The sequence below is a fragment of the Streptomyces sp. NPDC051218 genome (assembly GCF_044455475.1).
In the GTDB taxonomy this organism is placed as follows: Bacteria; Actinomycetota; Actinomycetes; order Streptomycetales; family Streptomycetaceae; genus Streptomyces.
On record NZ_JBITEU010000001.1, the window covers coordinates 1,363,475 to 1,386,889 of the forward strand.

17 protein-coding genes are annotated in these 23,415 nt (G+C 72.0%); 9 read left to right on the forward strand and 8 right to left on the reverse strand.

The genetic code is table 11. The annotated features are described in order from the left end of the window. Window positions 1–108 precede the first annotated feature (108 nt). From ACIBCK_RS06140 to ACIBCK_RS06155, 4 genes are read right to left on the reverse strand one after another with little or no spacing between them, the layout of a single operon-like run. The gene (locus tag ACIBCK_RS06140) at window positions 109–927 is read right to left on the reverse strand and encodes a TylF/MycF/NovP-related O-methyltransferase (RefSeq protein ID WP_399387090.1); all 819 of its coding nucleotides are present in this window, start codon (window positions 925–927) and stop codon (window positions 109–111) included. A 55-nt stretch (window positions 928–982) separates the two neighbouring features. Next, a complete protein-coding gene (locus tag ACIBCK_RS06145; protein ID WP_399387092.1) occupies window positions 983–1,723 on the reverse strand; it encodes a methyltransferase domain-containing protein in 741 nt (246 codons plus the stop codon). A 59-nt stretch (window positions 1,724–1,782) separates the two neighbouring features. Then, a complete protein-coding gene (locus tag ACIBCK_RS06150; RefSeq protein WP_399387093.1) occupies window positions 1,783–2,946 on the reverse strand; it encodes an acyltransferase family protein in 1,164 nt (387 codons plus the stop codon). After that, a complete protein-coding gene (locus ACIBCK_RS06155; protein WP_399387095.1) occupies window positions 2,943–4,688 on the reverse strand; it encodes a hypothetical protein in 1,746 nt (581 codons plus the stop codon). Before ACIBCK_RS06155 ends, ACIBCK_RS06150 begins: the two co-directional genes overlap by 4 nt. A 155-nt stretch (window positions 4,689–4,843) precedes the next feature. Here ACIBCK_RS06155 and ACIBCK_RS06160 point away from each other — a divergent pair, with 155 nt between their 5' ends. After that, on the forward strand, window positions 4,844–5,812 hold the full coding sequence (locus ACIBCK_RS06160) for a hypothetical protein (RefSeq protein ID WP_399387097.1): 969 nt from the start codon (window positions 4,844–4,846) through the stop codon (window positions 5,810–5,812). Further along, window positions 5,809–8,634 (forward strand): stealth conserved region 3 domain-containing protein, encoded by a 2,826-nt coding sequence (locus tag ACIBCK_RS06165; RefSeq protein ID WP_399387100.1) that lies wholly within the window; start codon window positions 5,809–5,811, stop codon window positions 8,632–8,634. Before ACIBCK_RS06160 ends, ACIBCK_RS06165 begins: the two co-directional genes overlap by 4 nt. Here ACIBCK_RS06165 and ACIBCK_RS06170 read toward each other — a convergent pair. Continuing rightward, window positions 8,616–10,715 carry a CDP-glycerol glycerophosphotransferase family protein gene (locus ACIBCK_RS06170; protein WP_399387102.1) on the reverse strand — a complete coding sequence of 700 codons (2,100 nt, stop codon included), beginning with the start codon at window positions 10,713–10,715 and terminating at the stop codon, window positions 8,616–8,618. The two genes, ACIBCK_RS06165 and ACIBCK_RS06170, sit on opposite strands and share 19 nt — an antisense overlap. 151 nt (window positions 10,716–10,866) lie before the next feature. Between ACIBCK_RS06170 and ACIBCK_RS06175 the strand changes: the two genes are divergently transcribed. From ACIBCK_RS06175 to galE, 4 genes are all read left to right on the forward strand, one after another. Continuing rightward, window positions 10,867–14,358: a CDP-glycerol glycerophosphotransferase family protein gene (locus tag ACIBCK_RS06175; RefSeq protein ID WP_399387104.1), complete on the forward strand. Its 3,492-nt coding sequence runs from the start codon at window positions 10,867–10,869 to the stop codon at window positions 14,356–14,358. After that, the gene (locus ACIBCK_RS06180) at window positions 14,355–15,944 is read left to right on the forward strand and encodes a hypothetical protein (protein ID WP_399387106.1); all 1,590 of its coding nucleotides are present in this window, start codon (window positions 14,355–14,357) and stop codon (window positions 15,942–15,944) included. The genes ACIBCK_RS06175 and ACIBCK_RS06180 overlap by 4 nt, the downstream gene beginning before the upstream one ends. 35 nt (window positions 15,945–15,979) lie before the next feature. Then, window positions 15,980–17,617 (forward strand): glycosyltransferase family 2 protein, encoded by a 1,638-nt coding sequence (locus tag ACIBCK_RS06185; protein WP_399387108.1) that lies wholly within the window; start codon window positions 15,980–15,982, stop codon window positions 17,615–17,617. 73 nt (window positions 17,618–17,690) lie between these two features. After that, entirely contained in the window at window positions 17,691–18,686 is a 996-nt protein-coding gene (galE, locus tag ACIBCK_RS06190) for a UDP-glucose 4-epimerase GalE (RefSeq protein WP_399387110.1), read from the forward strand. A 49-nt stretch (window positions 18,687–18,735) separates the two neighbouring features. On the opposite strand, the gene ACIBCK_RS06195 is transcribed toward galE, so the two are convergent. Together ACIBCK_RS06195 and ACIBCK_RS06200 are read right to left on the reverse strand one after the other, a co-directional pair. Beyond that, entirely contained in the window at window positions 18,736–19,380 is a 645-nt protein-coding gene (locus tag ACIBCK_RS06195; RefSeq protein ID WP_399387111.1) for a response regulator transcription factor, read from the reverse strand. Continuing rightward, window positions 19,368–20,534: a sensor histidine kinase gene (locus ACIBCK_RS06200; protein WP_399387113.1), complete on the reverse strand. Its 1,167-nt coding sequence runs from the start codon at window positions 20,532–20,534 to the stop codon at window positions 19,368–19,370. Before ACIBCK_RS06200 ends, ACIBCK_RS06195 begins: the two co-directional genes overlap by 13 nt. A 184-nt stretch (window positions 20,535–20,718) precedes the next feature. On the opposite strand from ACIBCK_RS06200, the gene ACIBCK_RS06205 reads away from it, so the two are divergent. Continuing rightward, the gene (locus ACIBCK_RS06205) at window positions 20,719–20,901 is read left to right on the forward strand and encodes a hypothetical protein (RefSeq protein WP_399387116.1); all 183 of its coding nucleotides are present in this window, start codon (window positions 20,719–20,721) and stop codon (window positions 20,899–20,901) included. Window positions 20,902–20,919: 18 nt separating this feature from the next. Here the strand turns inward: ACIBCK_RS06205 and ACIBCK_RS06210 are convergent, their stop codons facing one another. Continuing rightward, window positions 20,920–21,552, reverse strand: coding sequence for a TetR/AcrR family transcriptional regulator (locus ACIBCK_RS06210; protein ID WP_399387118.1), 633 nt, complete (start codon window positions 21,550–21,552; stop codon window positions 20,920–20,922). A gap of 115 nt (window positions 21,553–21,667) precedes the next feature. Here ACIBCK_RS06210 and ACIBCK_RS06215 point away from each other — a divergent pair, with 115 nt between their 5' ends. Further along, complete coding sequence (locus tag ACIBCK_RS06215; protein WP_399387119.1) at window positions 21,668–22,579, forward strand: ABC transporter permease; 912 nt, start codon at window positions 21,668–21,670, stop codon at window positions 22,577–22,579. Further along, on the forward strand, window positions 22,572–23,405 hold the full coding sequence (locus ACIBCK_RS06220; RefSeq protein WP_399387121.1) for an ABC transporter ATP-binding protein: 834 nt from the start codon (window positions 22,572–22,574) through the stop codon (window positions 23,403–23,405). Before ACIBCK_RS06215 ends, ACIBCK_RS06220 begins: the two co-directional genes overlap by 8 nt. Window positions 23,406–23,415 lie beyond the last annotated feature (10 nt).

Sequence of the window (23,415 nt, forward strand, 5' to 3'; positions counted from 1 at the left end):
GCCCTTGCGGGTCACCCGCACAGAGCCATACGAGTGAGCGCGCGAACGGGCCCGGCACCGGCGGCCGAAGGCGCCGGGCACCGGGCCCCTCTCACGTGCCGCCGCCGGTCAGGGCTTCACGGCGATGCGGCCCTCGTCCATGCGCAGGAGCAGCAGCTGTTCGCCGGTCTTGTCCAGGAACTCGTCGACCGCCTGACGCGACCCCTGCCAGTAGCCGTAGTCGTCGATGAGCAGGACGCCGCCGCTGACCAGCCGCCCGTACAGGTGCTCGAGTTCGTGCTGGGTCGAGGCGTACCAGTCGGTGTCCAGGCGCAGGACGGAGATCTGCTCGGGTGCCTCGCGCGGGATGGTCTCCTCGACCCTGCCCCGCACGTAGTGCACGCGCTCCTTGGGGTAGGGCACCTTCTCGAATCCGGACCTGACGTCGTCGAGGGAGGCGACCGCCCAGATCGGGCGGTCCTTGCCCTGCTGCGCGAGCAGTTCCTCGGCGGACTTGCCGTCCAGGCGCAGGTCCTCCTCGGTGGGCGGGGTCATGCCCTCGTAGGTGTCGAAGAGGTAGAGGTCGCGCTCGGTCTCACCGGCGGCGAGCAGCGCCTTGGCGCAGGCCTGCATCGAACCGCCGCGCCACACACCGCACTCGACGACGGAGCCGGGGATGTTGTGCCGGACGACGTGCCGGGTCGCCAGGATGAAGGCGTTCAGCCGTTCGGGAGAGGTCATCGTGTACGGCTTCACCGCACGGATGATCTCCTTCGCCTCTTCGTCGTAGTCGGCGGGGAGGTTCAGGCCCTTCGGCTTCGGCTTGGGCGCCGGGGCGGGCTTCGGCGCCGGGGCCGCCGCCACACGCTGGGCCGGCACCGGGGTGCGTGTCAGCTGGTATCCGGTCAGTTGCTTCAATGCGCCATTCACAGCGCGTCGCCATGCCATGGAAGCGGACAGTACGCGCAAGTCATCCGTATTGCCACATTCCGTCAACACGTGTTCATCTGGCGTCACTTGCGGCCGAAACGGACTCCTCGACCCCTTCGCGCGGCGCCATCACCTTCGGCCTGCCGCACTCGGCGCGCCCCTCGGCGGGCTTGGGCAGCGGGACGCCGTCGACCCCGCCGACCTTGTTCGCCCACCAGTTGGTGGTGCCGCGCACGAAGGCCATGGTGAGGCTCGGATAGTTCCTTGGCCGCTGGAACACGCCGACGGAGTCGCCCCAGTAGGCGTGCTTGGCGTCGATGTCGCCGTAGGCGTGGCGGATGCCCTTCATCGGCGGGAAGTCCGTGTAGGCCTCGCGGAGTTCGAGCCGGGTGTACGCGGCAAGGGCGCGGAACCCGTCGGGGTAGTAGCGCCAGCAGTCCTGCGCGTCGTGCACATGGCCGCGCGAGGGCGCCGTGATGAAGGCGATGCCCTCCGGCTTCAGGACGCGCGCGATCTCCAGCATCGTCGCCCAGAAGAAGGGGATGTGCTCGAAGGCCTGCCCGGAGATGACGAAGTCGGCGCTGCGGGACTTCACGGGGATGCGGTACGGCTTCGTCATCACCGCGTCGACATTGCGGCCGTCGAGCACGTCGACGCCCACGTACTCCGTCTCGCGTCCTTCGAGCAGCGCCTTGTGCGTGCGGGTCTGCCCGTCGGAGACCCGGGCCCCGAGGTCGACCACCCGGTGACGCTTCCCCGTGGGCATGTACTGCTCCACACAGAGTTCCATCTGTTCGTACGCGGACTGGTGCACGTATCCTCCAACACTGGTACACAGGGCCTGAAGGGGGATCTTCTCCGCATCAACCGCACTTACCGTGGATCGACACAGCTGCTCCACTTGCGCGGAGTGCGCCGGGCACACCACTTCCTCGCCGGTTCCTCGACGTACGTGAACATCGCCCAGGACAGCGCGATCACGGTGACCCCGACGCCGAGGAGCATGAACACCGCGGAGTTCTCCGGCTGCGGGCGGCCCCAGGTGTCGATGATCAGCCGGTTGAGGGTCTGGTGCAGCAGATAGAAGGCGTACGACCAGAGCCCGAGCAGCACCATCGGGCGCGAGCAGAGCCAGCCGCGGTGTCCGGTCAGCTCGCGCTGGACGTAGGCGGCGATGAACAGGACGGCGAAGAGCGCCGCGACCGACCTGAGGGCCCAGGTGAGCTGCCCGGCCGCGTACGGGCCCAACAGCGAGGCACGATTGCTGTGGATGACGGCGTACGCGGCGAAGCAGGCGAACAGCACGGACGGGTTGAGCCGCAGCCGGTGGCCCCGGCGCAGGGCCAGGGCGCAGGCCATGCCCACGCCGAACTCCGGAAGCCGGGTCACCGGGTGCCGCATGATCCATTCGCTGGCGAAGGGGGAAAGGTGGGTGGCGGTCCACCAGTTGAGCGCCCACATCGCCACGAGCCCGCCGACGGCCAGCGGCACCAGGGTGCGGGTGCGCAGGCGCAGGACGTAGCGGATCGCGAAGGGGAAGAGGAGATAGAAGAAGACCTCGACGCTGAGGGTCCACGCGACCCCGTTGCCCGGGAACACCGGGGTGACGCCGGGGAGCCACGTCTGCACGAGGAACAGCGAGGCGACGAAGCTGAGGACGTCCGTCGGCACCCCGCCCCAGAGATAGAAGACCCAGATGCAGGGCACGGTCGCGACCAGGTGGGCGGGCCAGATGCGGCCGAACCTGCGCCAGTAGAAGTGGCGGGCGCGGGTGCCGGGGCGGTGCCCCCAGGTGAGCAGGAACCCGGAGAGCACGAAGAAGAAGTCGACGCCGGTCGCGCCCAGCCTGGAGTACGGGAAGAGCAGCGGCGCGTGGGCGACGCCCCCGTACGCGCTGAGTCCGGTGAAGTGGTGCACGAACACCGCGAAGGCGGCGAGGAAGCGCATCCCGGTGAGGGAGTCGACCCGGGACGCGGTCTCGGCGGAGGTCCCGGATTCCGGGAGGGGGCGGGTCTGCCTCGGAAGTGCCGTCGTCATGCGGTGGTCTCCTCTCCCGCCCGCAGGGCCGGGGCGCAGCCTGCAGGGCGCATCTCGGCGACCATGGCGTCCAGGGACGGGCGCACGCGTTCGCGCAGGGCGGTGATCCGGGCCGGGTCGCGCACCGCGTCGCTTCGGACGTAGTCGCCGCCGTTGCCCTCGCGGTAGAGCGGGACGTATCCCGCGGTCGCGAGGAGGGGCTCGGTCAGGCCGGTCTTCGCGGTCCACGCCGCGTGGACGTGCAGCAGTTCGGGGCGCACCTCGTGCAGGACGTGGTGGCGCAGGGCGGCCGTGTCGCGGGCCGCGTACGCGTCGGCCACGCGGCGGTCGGTCAGGCCCGCGAGGTCGAGGACGCGCAGCCGCGAGGTCAGCAGGGTGCCGCCGAGGTCGGGCAGGGCGACGGTGGCGTCGCGCAGGCCGAGGCGGGTGGCGTACGCGTTGAAGGTGTCGCCGTAGCGCTCGGCCACAAAACACATGGACAGGGTCGGGCGGTGCACGAACTTGCGGTTCTGCGCGGCCTGTCCGGTGACCGAGAGCAGCAGGGCGCCCGCGAGCGCGCAGCCGAGCAGGACACGCGCGCGGGGACCTTCCGCACGCCACACCGTGCCCGCGGCCAGGGCGAACGCCGTCGCGGCGAGCACCCACACCGGAGTCGCGAAGCGGTACAGCGCCATCCAGTCCCTGCCGAGCACGCCGTACGCGAGGAGGGTCAGGGCCAGCGGGACGAGCAGCGCGGCCAGGGCTCTGCGGGGCGCTCCGGGGCGGGCGAGCGCGATGCCGGCGCAGGCCGCGCCGATCAGAGCGAGCGCCCAGCCGCCGTACGTCAACAGCTCACCCGCGGTGGCGAGTTGACCGGGCCGCGGCGGCTTCTGGGCCTTGGCGACCGCGGTGTTCGGCACCCAGAGCCCGAAGGTCGCGCGGCGCCACAGCAGGAACGCCCCGTACGGCAGCGCGAAGGTCGCGCAGCTCAGGGCCGCCGCCCGCACGGCGCGCGCGATGCCGTCCCGGCGCAGGAACAGCAGCACGGTCACGGGGTAGGCCGCGGCGAGCACCGCGCCGTCCGGCCGGGTCAGCGCGGCGAGCAGGGCGATGGCCCCCGCGGTCGCGGCGACGGCGGGCCGCAGCAGGGTGCCGCGCACGACGCTGCGGACGAGGAGTGCTCCGGTCGCGGCGGCGGTCAGCGCGTACAGCGGGTTCTCCAGGCCCGAGAAGGTCCACGCCACATACGACAGATTCGCGGCGAGGACAACTCCGGCGAACAGCGTCACCGCCCAGGCGCGGCCCGGCAGTACGGCCCGCGCCGCCACGGCCACGCAGGCGAGCACGCCCGCCGTGCAGAGCAGCGCGAGGGCCTTGGGGTAGAGCACCAGGTCGCTGACGCCGAGGAGCGCGCCGTGGTCGAAGAGGCCGAGCCTGCGGCCGACGATGAGCAGGGCGAGCCAGGAGGGGTTGGAGTACCCCTCGACGGGGTCGGCGCCCGGCTGCTGCACGGGGCCGAGGCCCTCGTCGATGCTGCGGGCGTAGGCGAAGGTGATGGCAGCGTCGTCGACGATCCACTGACCGAGGGCGCTCGCGCGCCAGGCGATCAGGAGGGTCGCGAGCGCCACGGCCGTGGGGTCGGCCCAGCGGCGGCACCTCGACCGGAGGGTCGACGGGCGGGCCGAAGAGGGGAATTCGGCCGGGCGTGCGGAGGGTTCCTTGGGTTTCTTGCGGCGCTGGAACTGCGCGAGGGGACTGGTCATTAGGGGGCTAACTTACACAAATCGCCCCCGGTCACCCTGCCTTCCGCCACGCGGGTGACCCACGGGCGGCCACACCCCGCGCCGGGGCGGACAACGGGCAACTCCGGAACGAAAAACAGGCAAAGTGGCGTAATGCACCACATTGGGTTCACGCCATGACCCCGGCCCTGCCGCCCGCAGCTCGGCGGCTCGTCGCCACCGCACGGACGACCCGCTTCCGGGCGGAACGCGCCGCCGCGGGGCGGGTGGGCGGCGGGGCTCGGGCACTCCTCGCGCCCGTGCATCTGTCCATCCGGGACAGCCGTACGCTCAACGTCGCCGTCGCCGCCCTCCCTGACGAGCAGGTCGAGCGGGCCCATCTGGCGATCTCGCGCGGCCCCCGCACGTTCCGTGTCCCGCTCGCCTTCGAACAGCACGCGCACGGCGGTCTGCTGCTGGCCGGCACCGGCACGTTGCGCGACGCACGGGACGCGCTCGCCGCTCACGACGTACGTCTCGGTGAAGGCGTCTGGCGGCTCACGGTCGTCACCGCCGACGCCCGTGGCCGCGTCCGGCGGCGCGGCATCGGCATCGACGCGGACCCCGAACTGCCGTCCACGCCCACCCTTCAGCACGCCCCCGACCCCCGCACCGGCACGCTCATCCGCGTCGTCCGGTGCCGCAGCGGGCGCGCCGTGCTGCAGGTGACACGCTCCAGGCCGCGCGCCGAGCTCGCGCGGTTCGTGCCCGGCTGCGACGGCATCGTCGTCCACGGGCGGCTCGTCATGGCGGGCACGTCGCGGCGGTGGCGTGCGAAGGCCGTGCGGCGTCGGGACGGGGTCACCGTGCCCGTCGGGGCGGTGTGGGACGGCGCCGAGTTCAGCTTCCGGTTGCCGCTCAAGGAGATGGCGGGGGCGAGCCCCGGCCAGTGGGTGTGGGACTTCCACGTGGAGGCGGAGACCTCCGGCACCTCGCTCCCCCTCGGGCGGTGGCTCTCCGACGTACGCGACCCCTCGGCGGCCTACCCGACGCCCTTCCGTGTCTTCGCCCTGCCGGACGGCTCCCTGGTCCGCGCGCACGCCCACTTCACCAAGTCCGGCGCCTTCGGCCTGACGTGCTGGGACATCTCGAAGGAGACCTCATGAAGATCACGTACCTCCTCGGCTGGGGTGACGAGATGGGCGGCACCGAGCTGGCCACCTACACCCAGGCGCAGCATCTCGCGGACCGCAACGACGTCGAGGTCATCTCCGTCTTCCGCACCCGCCCCGAGCCCTTCTTCCCCGAGGCCCGCAGCCTCCCCGTCCGCTACCTCGTCGACCGCACGGCATCCCCCGAGCGTCCGGTGCGCGGCTCGCGCCTCGACGAGGCCGCCTGCCGGACCCTGGCGGCGCTGCCCAGCCAACTGATCGATCCCGCCTGGGAGTCCGCCTTCGACCGCCTCTCCGACATCGAGATGGCCACCGCCCTCGCCACCCTGGACACCGACGTCCTGGTCACCACGACACCCGCCCTGATGGCCGCCGCCGTCGAGCTGGTCCCGGCCAGGGTCGTCACCGTGCACCTGGAGCACCGCTCGACCCAGCGCCGCGGCCGCTCGGGTGAACCCCTGCTCCTGCACGCTCCGCGCCTCGACGCCCTGGTCACGCTCACCGACCGCACCCGCGACTGGATCGCGGACTCCCTGGGCACCACCGCCCCCGAGCTCGCGGTCATCCCGAACGCGGTGCCCGACGGCTTCAGGCCCCGTGCCGACGGCGAGAGCAAGGTCATCGTCATGGCCGCGCGGCTCACCGGCGAGAAGCGCGTCGACCACGCCGTGCGGGCCTTCGCCGAAGTCGCCGACGCCTACCCGGACTGGACCCTGCGCGTCTTCGGTGACGGGCCCCGGAGGCAGCACCTTCGCCGCCTGGTCGACGGTTTCGGGCTCCAGGACCGCGTCGAACTCCTCGGCACCTGCCAGGACATGCCCGCCGAGTGGGCCAAGGCGGGCCTCACCCTGATGACCGCCCACAACGAGGCGTTCCCGCTCGTGCTGCTCGAAGCGCTCGCCGCGGGTGTGCCCGTCGTCGCGTACGACGTCCTGACCGGGCCCGCCGAGATCGTCAGGCACCGCGTCGACGGACTGCTCGTACCCCCCGGCGAGGTGCGGGAACTGGCCGCTGCGATGAGCGAGTTGATGGGCGACCCGGAGACCCGCCGGTCCTACGCCCGCGCGGCCCGCGAAGGTGTCTACGCCCGCTTCTCCTCCACGGACGTCACGGCCCGCTGGCAGGAGCTCTACTCCCGGCTCGTGGCCCGGAGCGACGCCCCTGAGCGGCTCGACGACCGCGCGGACCGGGTGGCGCTCGGTGTGGCGTCGGGCGGCAGCGGCTTCCGCCCGACCGCCCCGTACACGTTGAACGCCGCCCCCGGGGAGGACGAGCGTGCCCGCGAGGACGAGATCGCCGCCGCCGACACCACCGGCCTGATCATCCGCTCCGTGGGCCGCCTCGCCGAGCGCCGCGACGACGTACTGGCACCCGGCATGGCCGACTGGAACCTCCAACTCACCGCCACCGCACTGGAGTCGGCGGACATCCCCTACATCCTCGTCCGCACGTCCGGCGTCGCGCACACCTTGGCCGTGGCCGACGACGAACGCGACGGGGCGCTCAAGGCGCTCTCCGAGTCCCTGCACGGCCAGCCCGTCTACGCTGAGCTCGTCCACCCCCGGGACGCGGCCCCTGGGGCCGTGCTCGCCGAGCGGCTCGACTGCGTCGGCGAGGTCGCGGGCGTCAAGCTCTTCAAGCCGGTGACCACCACGACCCTCTCCCTGCGCCACGGCGTGCAGCAGGCCTGCACGGTGGCGTTCTGGCCGCGGCTCGCGGGCGACGGGACCGACGCCCGGCGCGCGCCCTTCGGCACCACGCTCGCCGGGGCGGAGCTTCCCTCGCTGAAGCCGACGGCCACCCTCCGGGTCGGCGACCGGACGTACCCCACCCTCGACGTCTTCGCCCAAGTCCTCATCGGTGACGTGGACTTCCCCATCGACGCGGTCTACACCTGGGTCGACGACTCCGACCCCGAGTGGCGCGCCCTCCGCGCCGCGGCCCTCGGCCGCCCCGAGGACGACGCGTCGCCGGACCACGGCGCCGTCCGCTTCCGCAACCGTGACGAGCTGCGCTACTCGCTGCGCTCCCTGGCGATGTACGCACCCTGGATCCGGCACATCTACCTCGTCACGGCGGGCCAGACCCCGGCCTGGCTGAACGAGGAGCACCCGGGCATCACGGTGATCGACCACCGGGATCTCTTCGCCGACCCGCAGGCCGCGCTCCCCACCTTCAACTCCCACTCCATCGAGAGCCAGCTGCACCGCATCGATGGCCTGTCGGAGCACTTCCTCTACCTGAACGACGACATGTTCCTCGGCCGCCCCACCACTCCGGAGACCTTCTTCCTCAGCTCGGGCACCGCCCGCTTCTTCTGGTCCTCGGCCTCCGTGCCGGCGCTGCCCGTCTCCCCGGACGACGAGGGGTATCTGGCGGCGGCCAAGAACAACCGGGACTTGTTGCGCAGGGAGTTCGGCCGCACGACGACCCACAGCTTCTTCCACGCCCCCTACGCCCTGCACCGCAGCGTCCTCGCGGAGCTCACCGAGCGCTTCCCCGAAGAGCTGGAAGCCACCGCCCGCAGCCGCTTTCGCTCCCACAGCGACCTCGCCCTGGTGTCGTCCCTGCACCACCACTACGCGTACCTCACCGGCCGCGCGGTCCCTTCGGGCATCGCCTACGACTTCGTGGACATCGGCAGCCGGGGCGACCACGCGCGCCTCGGCCAACTGCTCCAGGGCCGCAACAAGACGGCCTTCTGCATCGGCGAGTCCCCGGAGAGCGAACTGACCGAGCAGGAAATGGCCCTGGCCATCCGCTCGTTCCTGACGGCGTACTTCCCGGTGCGCTCGCCCTACGAGCGCGGCGCCTGACCTTCGAGGAACAGCCGTCGCACCACACGCTCCGCGGCGCCCCCGTCGTCGTACGGGCAGAAGCGGTCGCGGAAGGCGGCTCGCAGCTCTGCCGTCCCGGCCGAGTTCCAGTCCTTGCCCCGGAACAGTTCGACGAGTTCGTCCTCGCTGGTGGCGACCCCCCCCGGCGTCTCCCCCGCACGCCCCGACAGGAGGTCGAAGTACGTGCCGCGGGCCAGGCGGTAGGCCTGCCAGTCGGGGGCGTACGTCACGATCGGGCGGTCGAGGCAGGCGTAGTCGAACATCAGCGACGAGTAGTCCGTGATCAGCGCGTCGGCGGCCAGGCAGAGGTCCTCGACGCGCGGGTGGCCGGTGACGTCGACGAGCTGGGGGTGGGCCCGCAGGCCCGCTTCGGCGCCGTAGAAGTAGTGGGCGCGCACCAGCAGGACATACTCCTCGCCCAGCGCGCGCACGAAGCGCTCCAGGTCGAGGCCCGGCAGGAAACCCTTCTGGTAGTCGCGGTGCGTGGGCGCGTAGAGGAGGACCGTCCGGCCGTCGGCCACGCCCAACTCCTCGCGCAGGCGCAGGGTTTCGCCCGCCACCGCCGTGAAGTAGACGTCGTTGCGCGGGTAGCCGGCCTCCAGGGACTGGTATGCCGTCGAGGGGTAGACGCGCTCCCAGACCTCCGTGGAGTGCGGGTTCGCGGAGAGGCTGAGGTCCCACTGGTCGGTGTGGTCGAGGATCTTCTGGAAGCTGATGCCGTGCGTGCCCGCCGGATAGCGGCGCTGGTCGAGGCCCATCTTCTTGAGCGGTGTGCCGTGGTGGGTCTGGAGGTAGACCTGGCCGGGGCGCTTGGTGAACCCGCCGGGGAAGCTGGAGTTGTTGATCAGGTACGTGGCTCTCGCCATCGTCTGCCAGTAGCGGCGCGAACCCTCGATGACGTACTCGACGCCCGCGGGCACCTTGTGCTTGTTGCGGCTGGAGACCACCCATACGCCCCTGATGTGCGGGGCCAGTTCGCGGGCCTTGGCGTGGATGGCGGCCGGGTTGCAGGAGACCCCGCGGTTCCAGTACGCGCCGTAGACCGCGAGGTGGGGGTCGAGGGGGCGGCGCAGATCCGCGCGGTAGGTCAGGCGCATGACGCGGGCGCGCAGCTTCTTCTTCCGGTCCTTGAGCTTGCGGGTGACGCTGCTCCTGCGGGACCGGCTCTTGCGGTGCGCCTCGTAGGCGGCGTACGAGGCGGTGGCCAGCGCCCGTTCGCCGGGGGTCTGCGCCGGGCCCGCGGGACCGTACGTCCGGTAGAGGCGGGCCGCCCCGCGGAAGAAGTCCCGCCGGTCGCCCGGCGCGATACGGCCCGCGTCGTCGAGTACGGCGAGCAGATGCGCGGCCGCGTGCGGGACGAGCCGGGCGCGGTCGGCGGGGTCGGCCGCGGCGAGCAGCTCCTCGTACCGCCCGATGACCGCGAAGTGCGCCCGGCCCGGGGTCTTGGCGAAGCTGCCGCCGCGCCGCTCGCGCCAGCGGACGCAGGGCGTGTCGAGGGTGACGGTGCGGGCGCCGTCGGCCATGGCCGCGCGGCGTACCGGCACCACGTCCTCGTACGGTCCTTCGCTGAACGCCAGGCGGCGCTCCTGCCAGAAGCCGCGCCTGAAGACGCGGTTCCAGGCGGCGACGGTGACGCCGAGGGGGTCCCCGGCCAGGTCGTCGCCGCCCGCGCGCACGTTCTCCCACCAGTCGACGCGGTCATGGGCGAAGAGCAGGACGTCCGGGTCCTCGGCCTCGTCCAGGGCTTCGGCGATCACCTCCAGGGCGCCCGGCTTGAGCAGGTCGTCGCCGTCGAGGAACAGGAGGTAGGTGCCGGTGGCGCGGTCCGCGCCGATGTTGCGGGCGGGGCCGGTGCCCGCGTGGGCCGGGACGCGTACGAGTTGCGCGCGCGGGTCGCGTTCCGCACACTCCGCGGCGATCGCGGCGGACGCGTCCGGTGACGCGTCGTCCACGACGATCAGCTCCAGATCGCCGAAGCTCTGGTCGAGCACGGAGTCCAGGCATTCCCTCAGGTAGCCCTGGACGCGATGGGCGGGGACGACAACCGAGAAGCGCGACATGGACACCGACCGTAGCCAGCCGGACACGGCCTGTCGAAGACCCTCCCTCACTCATTGGGGTGAAGAGGGGCAAAGAACTTGACCGGAACGGGCAAAAGGGATGAATACGCCCGTACTCCCATGATTGCTCCCCCGTGAAAGGCCGGTCGCCGTGCAGCCCCGTCTCAGCGTCGTCGTGCCCATCTACAACGTCGAAGAGTTTCTGGAGGAGTGCCTGGAGTCGATCGCCGGGCAGACCATGGCCGATCTGGAGGCCGTGCTCGTCGACGACGGCTCCACGGACGGCAGCCCGCGGATCGCCCGCGAGTTCGCGGCGAAGGACCCACGGTTCGTCTATGTGCGCCAGCCGAACGCCGGCCTCAGCGCCGCCCGCAACACCGGGGTGCGGCACGCGACCCCCACCGCCGAGTACCTGACCTTCGTCGACAGCGACGACGTCGTGCCGCACGACGCGTACGCCCGGATGACCGAGAGCCTGGACTCGACCGGGTCCGATTTCGCCAGCGGCAACGTCTGGCGCCTGAACGAGCGCGGGCGCCAGCAGGCCTGGCAGTACAAGTGGCTCACCGAACCGCGCTCGCGCACGCACATCAGCCGTGACCTGGAGCTGCTCGCCGACCGCGTCGCCTGGAACAAGGTCTTCCGGCGCGCCTTCTGGGACCGGCACGGCTTCACCTTCCCCGAGGGCAAGCTGTACGAGGACACGCCCGTCATGATCCCCGCGCACTTCCTCGCGGGCTCCGTGGACGTGCTCAGCGAGCACGTCTACTACTGGCGGGTTCGCGAGGGTTCGATCACCCGGCGGCGCACGGACGTCAAGGGCGTGCGCGACCGGATCGCGGCGTGCGCGCACGTCAGCGCGTTCCTCGCCGAGCACGCGCCCGAGCTGCGGGGCACGTACGACACCTCCTGCCTGCGCGACGACTTCGTGTACTTCCTGGAGGGTCTGCCGATGGGCGGGCCCGAGTACCGCGCCGCCTTCATGAAGGGGGCCGCCGCGTTCCTGCGCCGCGCGGATCCCGGCGTCGTCGCCGGGCTTCCGGTCTCGCTGCGCGTGAAGTGGCATCTCGTACGCGAAGGGCGCACCGCCGACCTGATCGAGCTGCTCACCTTCGAGCAGCACAACAACAAGAACGCCTTCGAGGTCCGCGGTGTGGTGCGGCGCAGCGCCGCCTACCCGCGCGGCTCGGGCGGTCACATCCGGGTGCCGCGGGAGCTCGCCCGGCTCGGCCGCGGCGAACTGCCGGTCATCGCCCGGGTGCGGGAGGCCAGTTGGAGTGCGGACGGGCTGCTGCGGATCAGCGGGTACGCGTACGTGCGCAATCTGGAGGCGACCCGCCCCGGGCACTCCGTCAAGGCCGCGATCCTCAAGTCGGCGCACAGCAGGACGCAGTTGAGGCGGGTGCCGACCCGGACGGTCGCCGCCCCGCAGGCCACCGAGAACTCCCGGCAGCAGCTGCACTGCTACGACCTCTCCGGGTTCGAGCTGACCGTCGACCCCGAGCAGCTGAAGACCGGCGGCCGGTGGCGGCCGGGCAACTGGCTGCTCGGCGTGGTCGTCGCGGGCCACGGTTCGGTGCGCCGGGCCGCGGTCCGCCCCCTGGACGGTTCCGCCGCCCAGTCCGTCGTACGCGAACTGGGCGACGGGCTGCGCCTGGTGCTCGGCTTCAGCAAGGGCCGCCTGGTGCTGAAGATCCAGGCGTACGTGGCACGGGTCGACGCCCACCACCGGGACGGCGACGCGATGGTGCTCAGCGGCCAGCTGCCGAGCCACCTGCGCCCGACGGCCCTGCGCCTGACGCACAAGCACGCGGCGGCGGAGTTCGACTACCCCGTGACGCTGCCCGGCGACGACCGCTTCGACGTGCGCGTGCGCCTCGCGGACCTGGAGGACATCGCGCCGACCCCGCACCTGGCCCCCAAGGAGGTCGAGCCCCCGCACGGCGACCGCTGGCAGGCCAACCTGGTCCTGCCCGACGGCAAGCTCAAGTCCCTCGCGGCGGCCCTCGACCTGCCGCCGGGCCGCTACGCCTCGCACGCGGGCGGCCGCGAGCTGTGCGCGACGGCGAACGACCAGGGCCAGCTGGTCGTCGAGCTGACCCGGCAGCCGGTCGCCGACCGGGTGGCGTGGAGCGTGGACGGCACGCTGACGATCGAGGGCACGGCCTGCGACGCGAGCTGGAAGACGGCGGAACTGGTGCTCCGGCACAGCGGCCGTGACGAGGAACTGACCCTGCCGGTGGAGCGCACGGACGGGCGGTTCAAGGCAGTGGTGGCGCCCGGCGGCGGGGTGCTGCGGGAGGGGCGGTGGTATGCGTTCCTGCGGGAGACGGAGGCCGGCGCGGGTGCCGCCGCCGCGCACGGCGCCTCGCAGGACGGCATGCCCGTGCGGCTGCTCGCCTCCGAGTCCGCCGCCTTTCCGCTCCACCAGACCGTGGAGGGGCGGGAGTTCACCGTGGACCGGCGGTTCGGCGACCGGCTCCTCATCGAAGCGGGGTCCGTGCTCGCGCGCAGCGAGCGGGGAGCCTACCGGCAGCACCGGCTGCGCACCGCGCACTATCCGCGGCAGCGCACGCAGCAACTGCGGGACGCGGTCCTCTACTTCGACGGGGACTCCCCGCGCGCGGTCCACGAGGAGCTGGTGCGGCGCGGCGTGGACGTCGAGCACCTTTGGGTGACGCGGGACCAGCAGACCCGGGTGCCCGCGGGGGCGCGGGGCGTGGAGGAGCACAGCACCGCGTGGTACGAGGCGCTCGCCCGCTGCCGCCGCATCGTCACCGCCGGCCATCTGCCCGACTTCTTCGAGCGGCGGGACGGACAGACCGTCGTACAGACCTGGAACGGGGCGCCCCTCAAGCGCATCGGCACCGACCTCATCGACACGCTCTACGCCGACCACGGCCACCTCGACGTCCTGCCGAAGCTGTCGCGCCAGTGGGACGTGCTCGTCTCCCCGAACCGCTTCTCCACACCCCACCTGGGACGTGCGCTCGCCTACGAGGGCGAGGTGATGGAGGCGGGCTCGCCCCACAACGACGTCTTCTTCTCCGACGACCGCGACAAGGTCGCCGAACGCGTGCGTCACGAGCTGGGCATCGCCCCCGACAAGCGGGTCGTCCTGTACGCGCCGACCTACCGCGACCACCTCGCCTGCTCCCCCGGCCGCTTCCGCTACGAGGCCGCGCTCGACTTCGCCGCGGCGCAGGACGTGCTCGGCGAGGACCACGTCCTGCTCGTACGCAAGCACCCGCAGGCGGCGGGCCGGCTGCCCGGCGCCCGCGCACCCTTCGTACGCGATGTGTCCGCACACCCCCGCACGGCCGAACTCCTCCTCATCGCAGACGTGTTGGTGACGGACTACTCCTCCCTGATGTTCGACTTCGCGCACACCGGGCGTCCGATGCTCTTCCACGCCTACGACCTGGAGCACTACCGCGACACGGTCCGCGGTTTCTACCTCGACTTCGAGACCAGCGCGCCGGGGCCGCTGCTCGCCTCCACCGGCGAGGTCGTCGAGGCGCTGCGCGACCTGGACTCCCTCACGACCCGGCACGCCGAGGCGTACGCGGCGTTCCGCGAGGCCTACTGCGACCTGGACGACGGGCAGGCGGCGGCCCGGGTCGCGGAGAGGCTCATGCGATGACCACCGCCACGCTCGGGACCCGAAGAAAGACCCACGGCGCGACGGCTCTGAACCGGCGCAAGCGGTGGCGGCCGAGCCCGTACGTCGTCTTCGGCGGTCTCTTCTGGATCGTCATGTCGCTCGCCTTCTGGCGGGTGCCGATGTGCTGCGACTTCGGGCAGCACGCCGCGGTCGTCGAGCGCCTCAAGTCCGATCTGCTGCACCCGCGCCACCCGATGGCGGACCTGCCGGGCGCGGGCAGCCCGTACTACTCGCCGTACGCGGTGGCGCAGGGCCTCTTCGCGCGCGTGACGGGTCTTGCGGGCTGGGAGGTCGTGAAGCTCGCGGGGCCGTTGAACCTCCTGGTGCTCCTGACGGGTCTCGGCCGGTTCGTGAAGGTCCTGACGGCGCGTCAATGGGCGCCCGTGCTCGCCCTGTTGGCGATGGTGGTGCTCTGGGGCACGCGGATGGCGTGGTGGAGCGGCTACCTCGGTCTGATGTCGATGACGGGGAACCTCGGCTACCCGTCGACGTTCGCGATCGGCCTGGCGTTCTGGGCGTGGGGCCTGGCGGGCTCGCTCGCGAGGTCTCCGCGGGGCGTCCTCGCGTACGTGGGTCTCGGCGCGCTGTGCGGGGTGATCCTGCTCGTCCATCCGATCTCCTCCGTGGCGGCGGTGATCGGGGTCGTGGCGTTCGCGGCCTCGGGCCTTCGCCCCTTCGCGGCGGTGTGGAAGTGGGCGGCGACCGCCGTGACGGCGGCGTTGCTCGCGGCGAGCTGGCCCTACTTCTCCGTCTTCTCCCTCGTCGGTGACGAGAGCGTCGACTGGATCCACCGGCAGCTCTACACCGAGATGCCGCAGCGCTTCTGGCTCGCGCTGATCGGCCTGCCCGCCCTCGCCCTGCGCTTTTGGAGGAACCGGCGCGACCCTCTGGTCCTGATGTTCGCCCTGGACTGTGCGGTCGTGGCGTACGGCTGGCTCAGCGGCCACTACACCTACGGGCGCATCCTGGGCCTGACCCTGGTCCCCCTCCAGTTCGCCCTCGCGATCGAGCTGGCCGCGCCCCGCCCCTGGCGCCGGTGGCGTATGGCCCTGGGGGGTGTGGCGGCCACCGGCGCGGCCATCGGCTTCTGCACGCTCCAGGCCGGCGCTGTCGTGCCGCGCGCCCTGGACCCGGTGGGGTTCGACCAGCCGCCGCGCTGGCCCGGCTACGGCTGGGCGGTGCGCCACGTCGACCGGGGCGACGTCGTCCTGACCAACGGCTACTACCCCACCCGCTCCCTCCCGGCGTTCGGCGCCAATCTCGTCGCCCCGGCCTGGCCGGACGCATCGCTGGCCGAGGACACGCGCAACCACCGCCTCCAAAAGGTGCGCGACTACCTCTCCCCCGACTCGACCCGCGCGGAGCGGGAACGGATCGTGCGCCGCTACGACGTGCGCTGGCTGCTCCTCTCCCCCGACCAGAAGGTTCCGGACGAGGCCGTTGTGGTGACGTGGGGGCCGCGTACGGGCGAGGTGCTTGCGCGGGTGAGCGGCGGGCACACGGGCGTGGGCGCCGGGAGCACCGACGCGGACCCCGGAAGTACGAAACAACCCAAGACCCCCTAATCGGATAATTACCAGGAACCTATAAAATTCCCCCCGTGGATCCCTCTCTGTCTCTCTCGCCCCCGTCGCCCCAGGTCTGCGTCGTCGTGATCGGCTACAACGACGCCGCGCACGTCACGGACGCGGTGCGCTCGGCGCTCGCCCAGGGCCCCGCCGTCCGCGAGGTGATCGCCGTCGACGACTGCTCGACGGACGGCAGCGGCGAGCTGCTCGCGGCGCTCGCCGGGGAGGACCCGCGCGTCAAACCCATCCTCCGCGCCGCCAACAGCGGCGGCTGCGGCACTCCGCGCAACGACGGGATCGAGGCCACGACGTCCGCGTACGTGATGTTCCTCGACAGCGACGACGTGCTGCCGCCGGGTGCGGTGGGCGCCCTGCTCAAGGCCGCGGCCCGGCACGACGCCGAGGTGGTCTCCGGGCTCTGCGTGCGCCGCGAACTGCCCTCCGGACGCGAGAGCCCCTGGCAGCCCCTGCTCTACACCAAGCCCCGGCTCATCGCACGGCCCGAGCTGCGCACCCGTCTGGTCCACGACACCCTCTGCGTCAACAAGCTCTACCGCACCGACTTCCTGCGCAAGCACACCCTGCGCTTCCCCGAGGGCCACTTCACGTACGAGGACTTCGTCTTCACGGCCCGCGTCCTGGCGGCGGGCCCGCGCATCGCGCTGATCACGGACCCCGTCTACGTGTGGAACGTGCGCCGCACGGCGGCCAAGCTGTCGATCTCCCTGGACCGCTCGTCCATCGCGAACTGGCAGGCCCGTCTGGAGGCCCACCGCCAGTCGGTCGAGATCCTCCGGGAGGCACGCAGCGCGTCCGGCGACGCGGGCAAGCGGCTCGCGCGCGCCGCCCGCGCCAAGTTCATCGACCACAGCCTGCGGATGTACGCGCGTGAGCTCACCACGCGGAGCCCGGAGTACCGCCGTGAGTGGTGGACGGCCACGCGCGCGTACCTCACGGCCTTCGACACGGCCGACCTGGACGCGGCGCCCGCGCCGGGCCGGATCATCGCCCGCGTGATCCTCGCCTCCCCCGAGCCGCGCGACCTGACCCGCATCCAGGAGGTGGCGGCCCGCCCCGCACGCCTCGCGCCGCCCTACGCCCACTCCCCCGACGGCACGCCCATCTGGTCCGACGACCTCCCCCAGGTGACCCTGGAACACCTCCTCCTACGCCCCATCCGCCTCCTCCCGCTGGCGGTCGACGCGGAGCTGCGCCCCCGCGCGGGCGGCAGCCGTCTCACCCTGCGGCTGCACGAGCTGTACGGGCGGGTGGCGGAAGCGGGCCCGACCACGGTGGACGTGGAGCTCGCCCCGAGGAACGCCGACGGACCCACGCTGCGCCGCACGGCGGCGTTCGGCCCGCCGGACGCCGAGGGGTGCTGGCTCACCGAGGTGGTCCTCGACCTGGGCTCGCTCGGCGGCGGCGTGTGGGACCTGCGGCTGCGCCTGCACTTCGGCGACGGTACGACGCGCGAGACGGCGGCGCGGGCGGTGGCGGGCCCGGGTCTGCTGCGGCGCACGGCGCTGCTGACCCGCCGGGGGATCCTGCTGGCCCAGCCGTACAGGACGCAGGCCGGGAACCTGGCGGTGCGGCTCGCGCCGGGGGTGCGGGGCGTGCTCGGGGTGGCGCGCAGGCGGCTCGCGCGCTGGGTGAGCGGAGCGGGACGCTGACGCCGCCCGAACACGGACCTCTGCGACACTGCACAACCATTCACCGGAACCCACAGAAGAAGGCTGACTGACGATGACCTGGCTGATCACCGGCGGCGCCGGCTACATCGGGGCACACGTGGTCCGTGCCATGACGGAGGCGGGCGAGCGGGCCGTGGTCTACGACGACCTGTCCACGGGCATCGCCGAGCGCGTTCCGCAGGGCGTACCGCTGGTGACCGGCTCGACGCTCGACGCGGAGCTGCTCGCCCGCACGCTGAAGGAGCACGCCGTCACCGGCGTCGTGCACCTGGCGGCGAAGAAGCAGGTGGGCGAGTCGGTGGAGCAGCCGCTGCGGTACTACCACGAGAACGTGGAGGGACTGCGGGTCCTGCTGTCGGCGGTGACCGACGCGGGCGTCACCTCCTTCGTCCTCTCATCCTCCGCGGCCGTGTACGGCATGCCGGACGTGGACCTGGTGACGGAGGAGACCCCCTGCCTCCCGATGAGCCCGTACGGCGAGACGAAGCTGGCGGGCGAGTGGCTGGTCCGCGCGACGGGCCGGGCGCACGGCCTGTCGACGGCGTCGCTCCGCTACTTCAACGTGGCGGGCGCGGCGAGCCCCGAACTGGCCGACACGGGCGTCTTCAACCTGGTCCCGATGGTCTTCGAGAAGCTCACGGACGGTGAGGCGCCGCGCATCTTCGGCGCGGACTACCCGACGCCGGACGGCACCTGCGTACGCGACTACATCCACGTGGCGGACCTCGCGGAGGCCCACGTGGCGACGGCCCGCAGGCTGGCCACCGCCCCGGCGGGCACGGACCTGACGCTCAACATCGGCCGGGGCGAGGGAGTCTCGGTCCTGGAGATGGCCACCCTGATCAACGAGATCACGGGCTACGACCACCCACCCACCGTCTCCCCCCGCCGCCCCGGCGACCCCGCCCGCGTGGTCGCATCGGCAACCCGCATCACCACAGAGCTTGGCTGGTCGGCGAAACGGGACGTACGCGAGATGGTGACGTCGGCGTGGGCGGGATGGGTGCGGTCGCATCCGGGGGCGGACAGGAAGCAGGAGGGGGCGTAAGCAAGGCGAGGGCGTATGCAGGAGAGGGCGCCGCGTCGCGCTCCTCCTCTCACCCCCTGTTCAAATACGCCAGCACGGCAAGCACCCGCCGGTGTCCGCTGTCGCTCGGTGGCAGGCCCAGCTTCGCGAAGACGTTGCCGATGTGTTTGCTCACCGCCCGGTCCGACACCGTCAGGGCCGTCGCGATCGTCCCGTTGTCCCGGCCCTCCGCCATCAGCTGGAGCACCTCGCGCTCCCGGGGCGTGAGCGAGTCCAGGGGGTCGTTCCGGCGTCGGGTCAGGAGTTCCGTGACCACCTCCGGGTCCAGGGCCGTTCCGCCCCCGGCCACCCGCTCCAGCGCGTCGAGGAACTCGTCGACCCGGCCGACCCGGTCCTTCAGGAGGTAGCCGACGCCGCCCGCGCCCCCGCCCAACAGCTCGGCGGCGTACGTCTCCTCGACGTACTGCGAGAGCACGAGCACCGGAAGCCCGGGGATCTCCTGCCGCGCCGCCAGAGCCGCCCGCAGCCCCTCGTCCCGGAAGCCGGGCGGCATCCGTACGTCGAGCACCGCGACATCCGGGCGGTGTGCGAGCAGCGCGGGCAACACCTCCGGGCCACTCGCCGCCACCGCCACCACCTCGTGCCCGGCGGAGGACAGCAACAGGACCATCCCCTCCCGCAGCAAGGCGTTGTCCTCGGCGATCACCACGCGCACGGCAGCTCCACTTCGATCACGGTCGGCCCCCCGACGGGGCTCGCCACTTCCACGGTCCCGTCCAGCGCGGCGACCCTGCGCCGCATCCCGAGCAGCCCGGTGCCACCCGCGTCGTCGGCGCCGCCCCGCCCCTCGTCACGTACCGAGATCCTCAACATGCCCGCCACCCGGTGGAGTTCCACCGCGGCCTCCGCCGCCCCACTGTGCTTGGCGGCGTTCGTCAGTGCCTCCGCGACGACGAAGTAGGCCGCCGCCTCCACGGCCGCCGGCGCCCGCGGGCCCTCCTCCACGCCCTCCGCGCGCACCGCCACCTCAAGACCACTGCTCGCCGCCAGCGCCCGCACCGCCCCCGCAAGACCTCGGTCCGTCAGGATCGGCGGATGGATGCCGCGTACGACGTGCCGCAGCTCGGTCAGGGCCTCCTCCGCCTGGTCCTGCGCGTCCGCGAGAAGTTTCCGCGCCGCCTCGGGGTCCTTGTCGAAGGCACGCCTCGCGAGCCCCACCCGCATCGACATCGAGACGAGACGCGCCTGCGTGCCGTCGTGCAAGTCCCGCTCGATGCGCCGCAGTTCGGCCCCGTGCGCGGCGACCGCGCCGGCCCGCGTGACGGTCAGCTCCTCCACCCGCTCGGTGAGCCGCGCGGCCCGCTCCACCTCCGGCGACGCCTTGAGCAGCGCCCCCGACCACGCGGCCTCCAGATCGGCGATACGGGCCACCAGCGGCAGCACCACCGCACGTCGGCCGAGAAGGCCGCACCACACACCGTCGACCAGTACCCCGACGGCGAACACCGGCAGCGACACGTACAACAGCAGCCAGCCGTAGACGAAGTGCAGCCCGAGCCACCGCAGATCGCGGTACGTCGCCGGGTCGGTGACCCCCGCGCGCACCCGCTCGGAGAGCGTGCCGGTCAGCGGCACGTACGCCTCGGGGATGTCCGTGCCCGTCCACAGCGCGACGCGGCGCCGCTTGAAGCCCGCCATCCGGCGCAGCATCAGGACCGTCTCGGGCATGACGCCCGCGCCGACGACGATGAGCGTGGTGACGAGGGTGAGGAGGATGACCCCGACGAAGAGGTACGACGCCAGGGAAAGGAGCCCCGCCACGGCCAGTTGCTCCAGGGGCCGCCTCGTACGCCGCAGTGTCTCCCGCATGGCCATGAGGCTATGCGACCCCGCTCGCACGCGCGGTCGAGGCCGCTCCCGGGCCGGGGGTGTAGCGGGCTACACCCCCGGCCCGGGAGAGCACACCCTCGCCACGCGGCCCGCACCCGGGCAGAGTTGATCACGCAGCGGTACACGCCCCGCTCCCCGCAACCGACTTGAGAGGCCCCGCCCCATGAAGCCCCTGCTCTGGCTCGTCCTCGCGCTCGCCCTGGTCACCAACGTCTCCACCAGCTTCGCCTTCGACGGAGTGCAGCAGGTCCTGATCAGCGTGGGCACCGGCGTCGTCACGCTCGGCTCGGCCGCGGCCCTGTTCCTGCTGCGGGAGAAGCGGCAGGGGCAGCAGAAGCGGGCCTGACCCGGTCCCGAGGCGATTTCACAGCGCCCGGAGCGCCGCCGCCGTAGCCGAGGCGAGGCTGCCCAGATAGCCCTTGGGCAGCTCGGCCCGCACCACCACGGACCGCCAGTAGAGCGGCCCCGACACCAGGTCGAGGGCGAGGTCCTCGTCGACACCGTCCCGCACCTCCCCCCGCGCCACGGCCGCCCGCACGATCCCGTTCGCCACCCCGTGCTGCCCCTCCCGCAAGGCCTTCTGCATGGCCTCCGCGATCTCCGGGTTGCGTGCCGCCTCCGCCTGGAGATCGGGGATCACCTGCGAGGCCACGGGATGCCGCAGCGCGCGCGACGTCACCTCGTACAGCAGTCGCAGATCGCCCTCCAGGGAGCCGCTGTCCGGCATCGGCAGGCCCTGGACCGCTATCGCCGACACCAGGTCGAGCACGAGATGCAGCTTGGAGCGCCAGCGCCGGTAGACGGCGGTCTTGCCGACGCCCGCGCGGCGCGCGATGCCCTCGATGGACATGCGCGCGTACCCGACCGCCGCCAGCTCCTCGAAGACGGCGGCCCTGATGGCCTCGGTCACATCCTCGCGGAGCACCGCCGCGCCCGCGGGCGCCCTGCGGCGCGGCTGCTCACGCGGCTGTTCATCTCCTGGCCTGCTCGTCGTCATACGGACAGCATAGAACGTGACGACGATACGGTTGCGTTCCGACGTCACATCGTCCTACTCTCGACGATGCGACGATACGGGTCCGTCCCGACGTAACGAGTAAGGAGCCGCGGAAGTGAGTCAGGTCCTCGACGCACCACCCCGCACGGTGGCACCGGCCCCCGACCCGGCCGAGCTCGCCGCCCGGCACGGCCTGACCGTCAGCGGCGCCCGCCCCACGCTCCCCGGGTACGTCCGGCAGCTCTGGCAGCGGCGCCACTTCATCACCGCCTTCGCGACCGCCAAGCTCACCGCCCAGTACAGCCAGGCGAAGCTCGGCCAGGTCTGGCAGGTGATGACACCGCTCCTGAACGCGGCGGTCTACTACTTCATCTTCGGCGTGCTGATGGACACCAAGCACGACGTCCCTGACTACGTCCCGTTCCTGGTCACCGGCGTCTTCATCTTCACGTTCACGCAGAGCTCGGTGATGGCGGGCACCCGCGCCATCGCCGGCAACCTCGGCCTGGTGCGCGCGCTGCACTTCCCGCGGGCCGCGCTGCCGATCTCCTTCAGCCTGCAACAGCTCCAGCAGCTCCTGTTCTCCATGGGCGCGCTCGTCGTGATCCTGCTCTGCTTCGGCGTCCCGCCGGCCATGTCCTGGCTCCTGGTGGTGCCGGTCCTGCTCCTGCAGTTCACGTTCAACACGGGCCTGGCCCTCGTGGTGGCCCGCCTGGGCAGCAAGACGCCCGACATCGCCCAGCTGATGCCGTTCGTGCTGCGCACATGGATGTACGTGTCCGGGGTGATGTGGAGCATCGACGCGGTCCTCAAGGACCAGCACCTGCCGCACGCGCTCAAGCTCCTCCTGGAGTGCAACCCGGCGGCCGTCTACATCGACCTGATGCGCTTCGCGCTGATCGACACCTTCCGGGAGGGACAGCTCCCGCACCACGTCTGGGCGTGGGCGGTGGGCTGGGCGCTGCTCGCCGGCGTCGGCGGGTTCATCTACTTCTGGAAGGCAGAGGAGACGTACGGCCGTGGCTGACACCAGGAATGACCGGGCTGACACCAGGAACGACCGGAACGACGACAACGCCCCCACCGTCATCGTCGACCAGGTCGACATCGTCTACCGCGTCCACGGCGCCGGCGCCACCGCGGGCCGCGGCAGCGCGACCGCCGCCCTGGGCCGCATCCTCAAGCGCGGCAGGAAGGACGGCGAGGAGAGCGGCGTACGCAAGGTGCACGCCGTCAGGAAGGTCTCCTTCACCGCCCACAAGGGCGAGGCCATCGGCCTGATCGGCACGAACGGCTCGGGCAAGTCGACCCTCCTGAAGGCGATCGCGGGACTGCTGCCCGTCGAGAACGGCCGCATCTTCACCGACGGCCAGCCCTCCCTGCTCGGCGTGAACGCGGCCCTCATGAACGACCTCACCGGCGAGCGCAACGTCCGCCTCGGCGGCCTGGCGATGGGCATGAGCCGCGAGCAGATCCAGGAGCGCTACCAGGACATCGTGGACTTCTCCGGCATCAACGAGAAGGGCGACTTCATCACGCTCCCGATGCGTACGTACTCCTCCGGCATGGCGGCCCGGCTGCGCTTCTCCATCGGCTCGGCCAAGGACCACGACGTCCTGCTCATCGACGAGGCCCTGGCCACCGGCGACCGTTCCTTCCAGAAGCGTTCGGAGGCCCGCATCCGCGAGCTGCGCAAGCGTGCGGGCACGGTCTTCCTGGTCAGCCACAACAACAAGTCGATCCGCGACACCTGCGAGCGCGTGCTCTGGCTGGAGCACGGCCAACTGCGCATGGACGGACCCACGGAGGACGTCCTGAAGGAGTACGAGCGCTTCACGGGCGCCAAGAAGTAGCCTTGAGGAC

Coding starts and splice junctions, on each gene's coding strand:
- ACIBCK_RS06140 (WP_399387090.1), bottom strand. CDS start 927: ATGGCATGGCGACGCGCTGTGAATGGCGCATTGAAGCAACTGACCGGA.
- ACIBCK_RS06150 (WP_399387093.1), bottom strand. CDS start 2,946: ATGACGACGGCACTTCCGAGGCAGACCCGCCCCCTCCCGGAATCCGGG.
- ACIBCK_RS06155 (WP_399387095.1), bottom strand. CDS start 4,688: ATGACCAGTCCCCTCGCGCAGTTCCAGCGCCGCAAGAAACCCAAGGAA.
- ACIBCK_RS06160 (WP_399387097.1), top strand. CDS start 4,844: ATGACCCCGGCCCTGCCGCCCGCAGCTCGGCGGCTCGTCGCCACCGCA.
- ACIBCK_RS06165 (WP_399387100.1), top strand. CDS start 5,809: ATGAAGATCACGTACCTCCTCGGCTGGGGTGACGAGATGGGCGGCACC.
- ACIBCK_RS06170 (WP_399387102.1), bottom strand. CDS start 10,715: ATGTCGCGCTTCTCGGTTGTCGTCCCCGCCCATCGCGTCCAGGGCTAC.
- ACIBCK_RS06180 (WP_399387106.1), top strand. CDS start 14,355: ATGACCACCGCCACGCTCGGGACCCGAAGAAAGACCCACGGCGCGACG.
- galE (WP_399387110.1), top strand. CDS start 17,691: ATGACCTGGCTGATCACCGGCGGCGCCGGCTACATCGGGGCACACGTG.
- ACIBCK_RS06200 (WP_399387113.1), bottom strand. CDS start 20,534: ATGCGGGAGACACTGCGGCGTACGAGGCGGCCCCTGGAGCAACTGGCC.
- ACIBCK_RS06205 (WP_399387116.1), top strand. CDS start 20,719: ATGAAGCCCCTGCTCTGGCTCGTCCTCGCGCTCGCCCTGGTCACCAAC.
- ACIBCK_RS06210 (WP_399387118.1), bottom strand. CDS start 21,552: ATGACGACGAGCAGGCCAGGAGATGAACAGCCGCGTGAGCAGCCGCGC.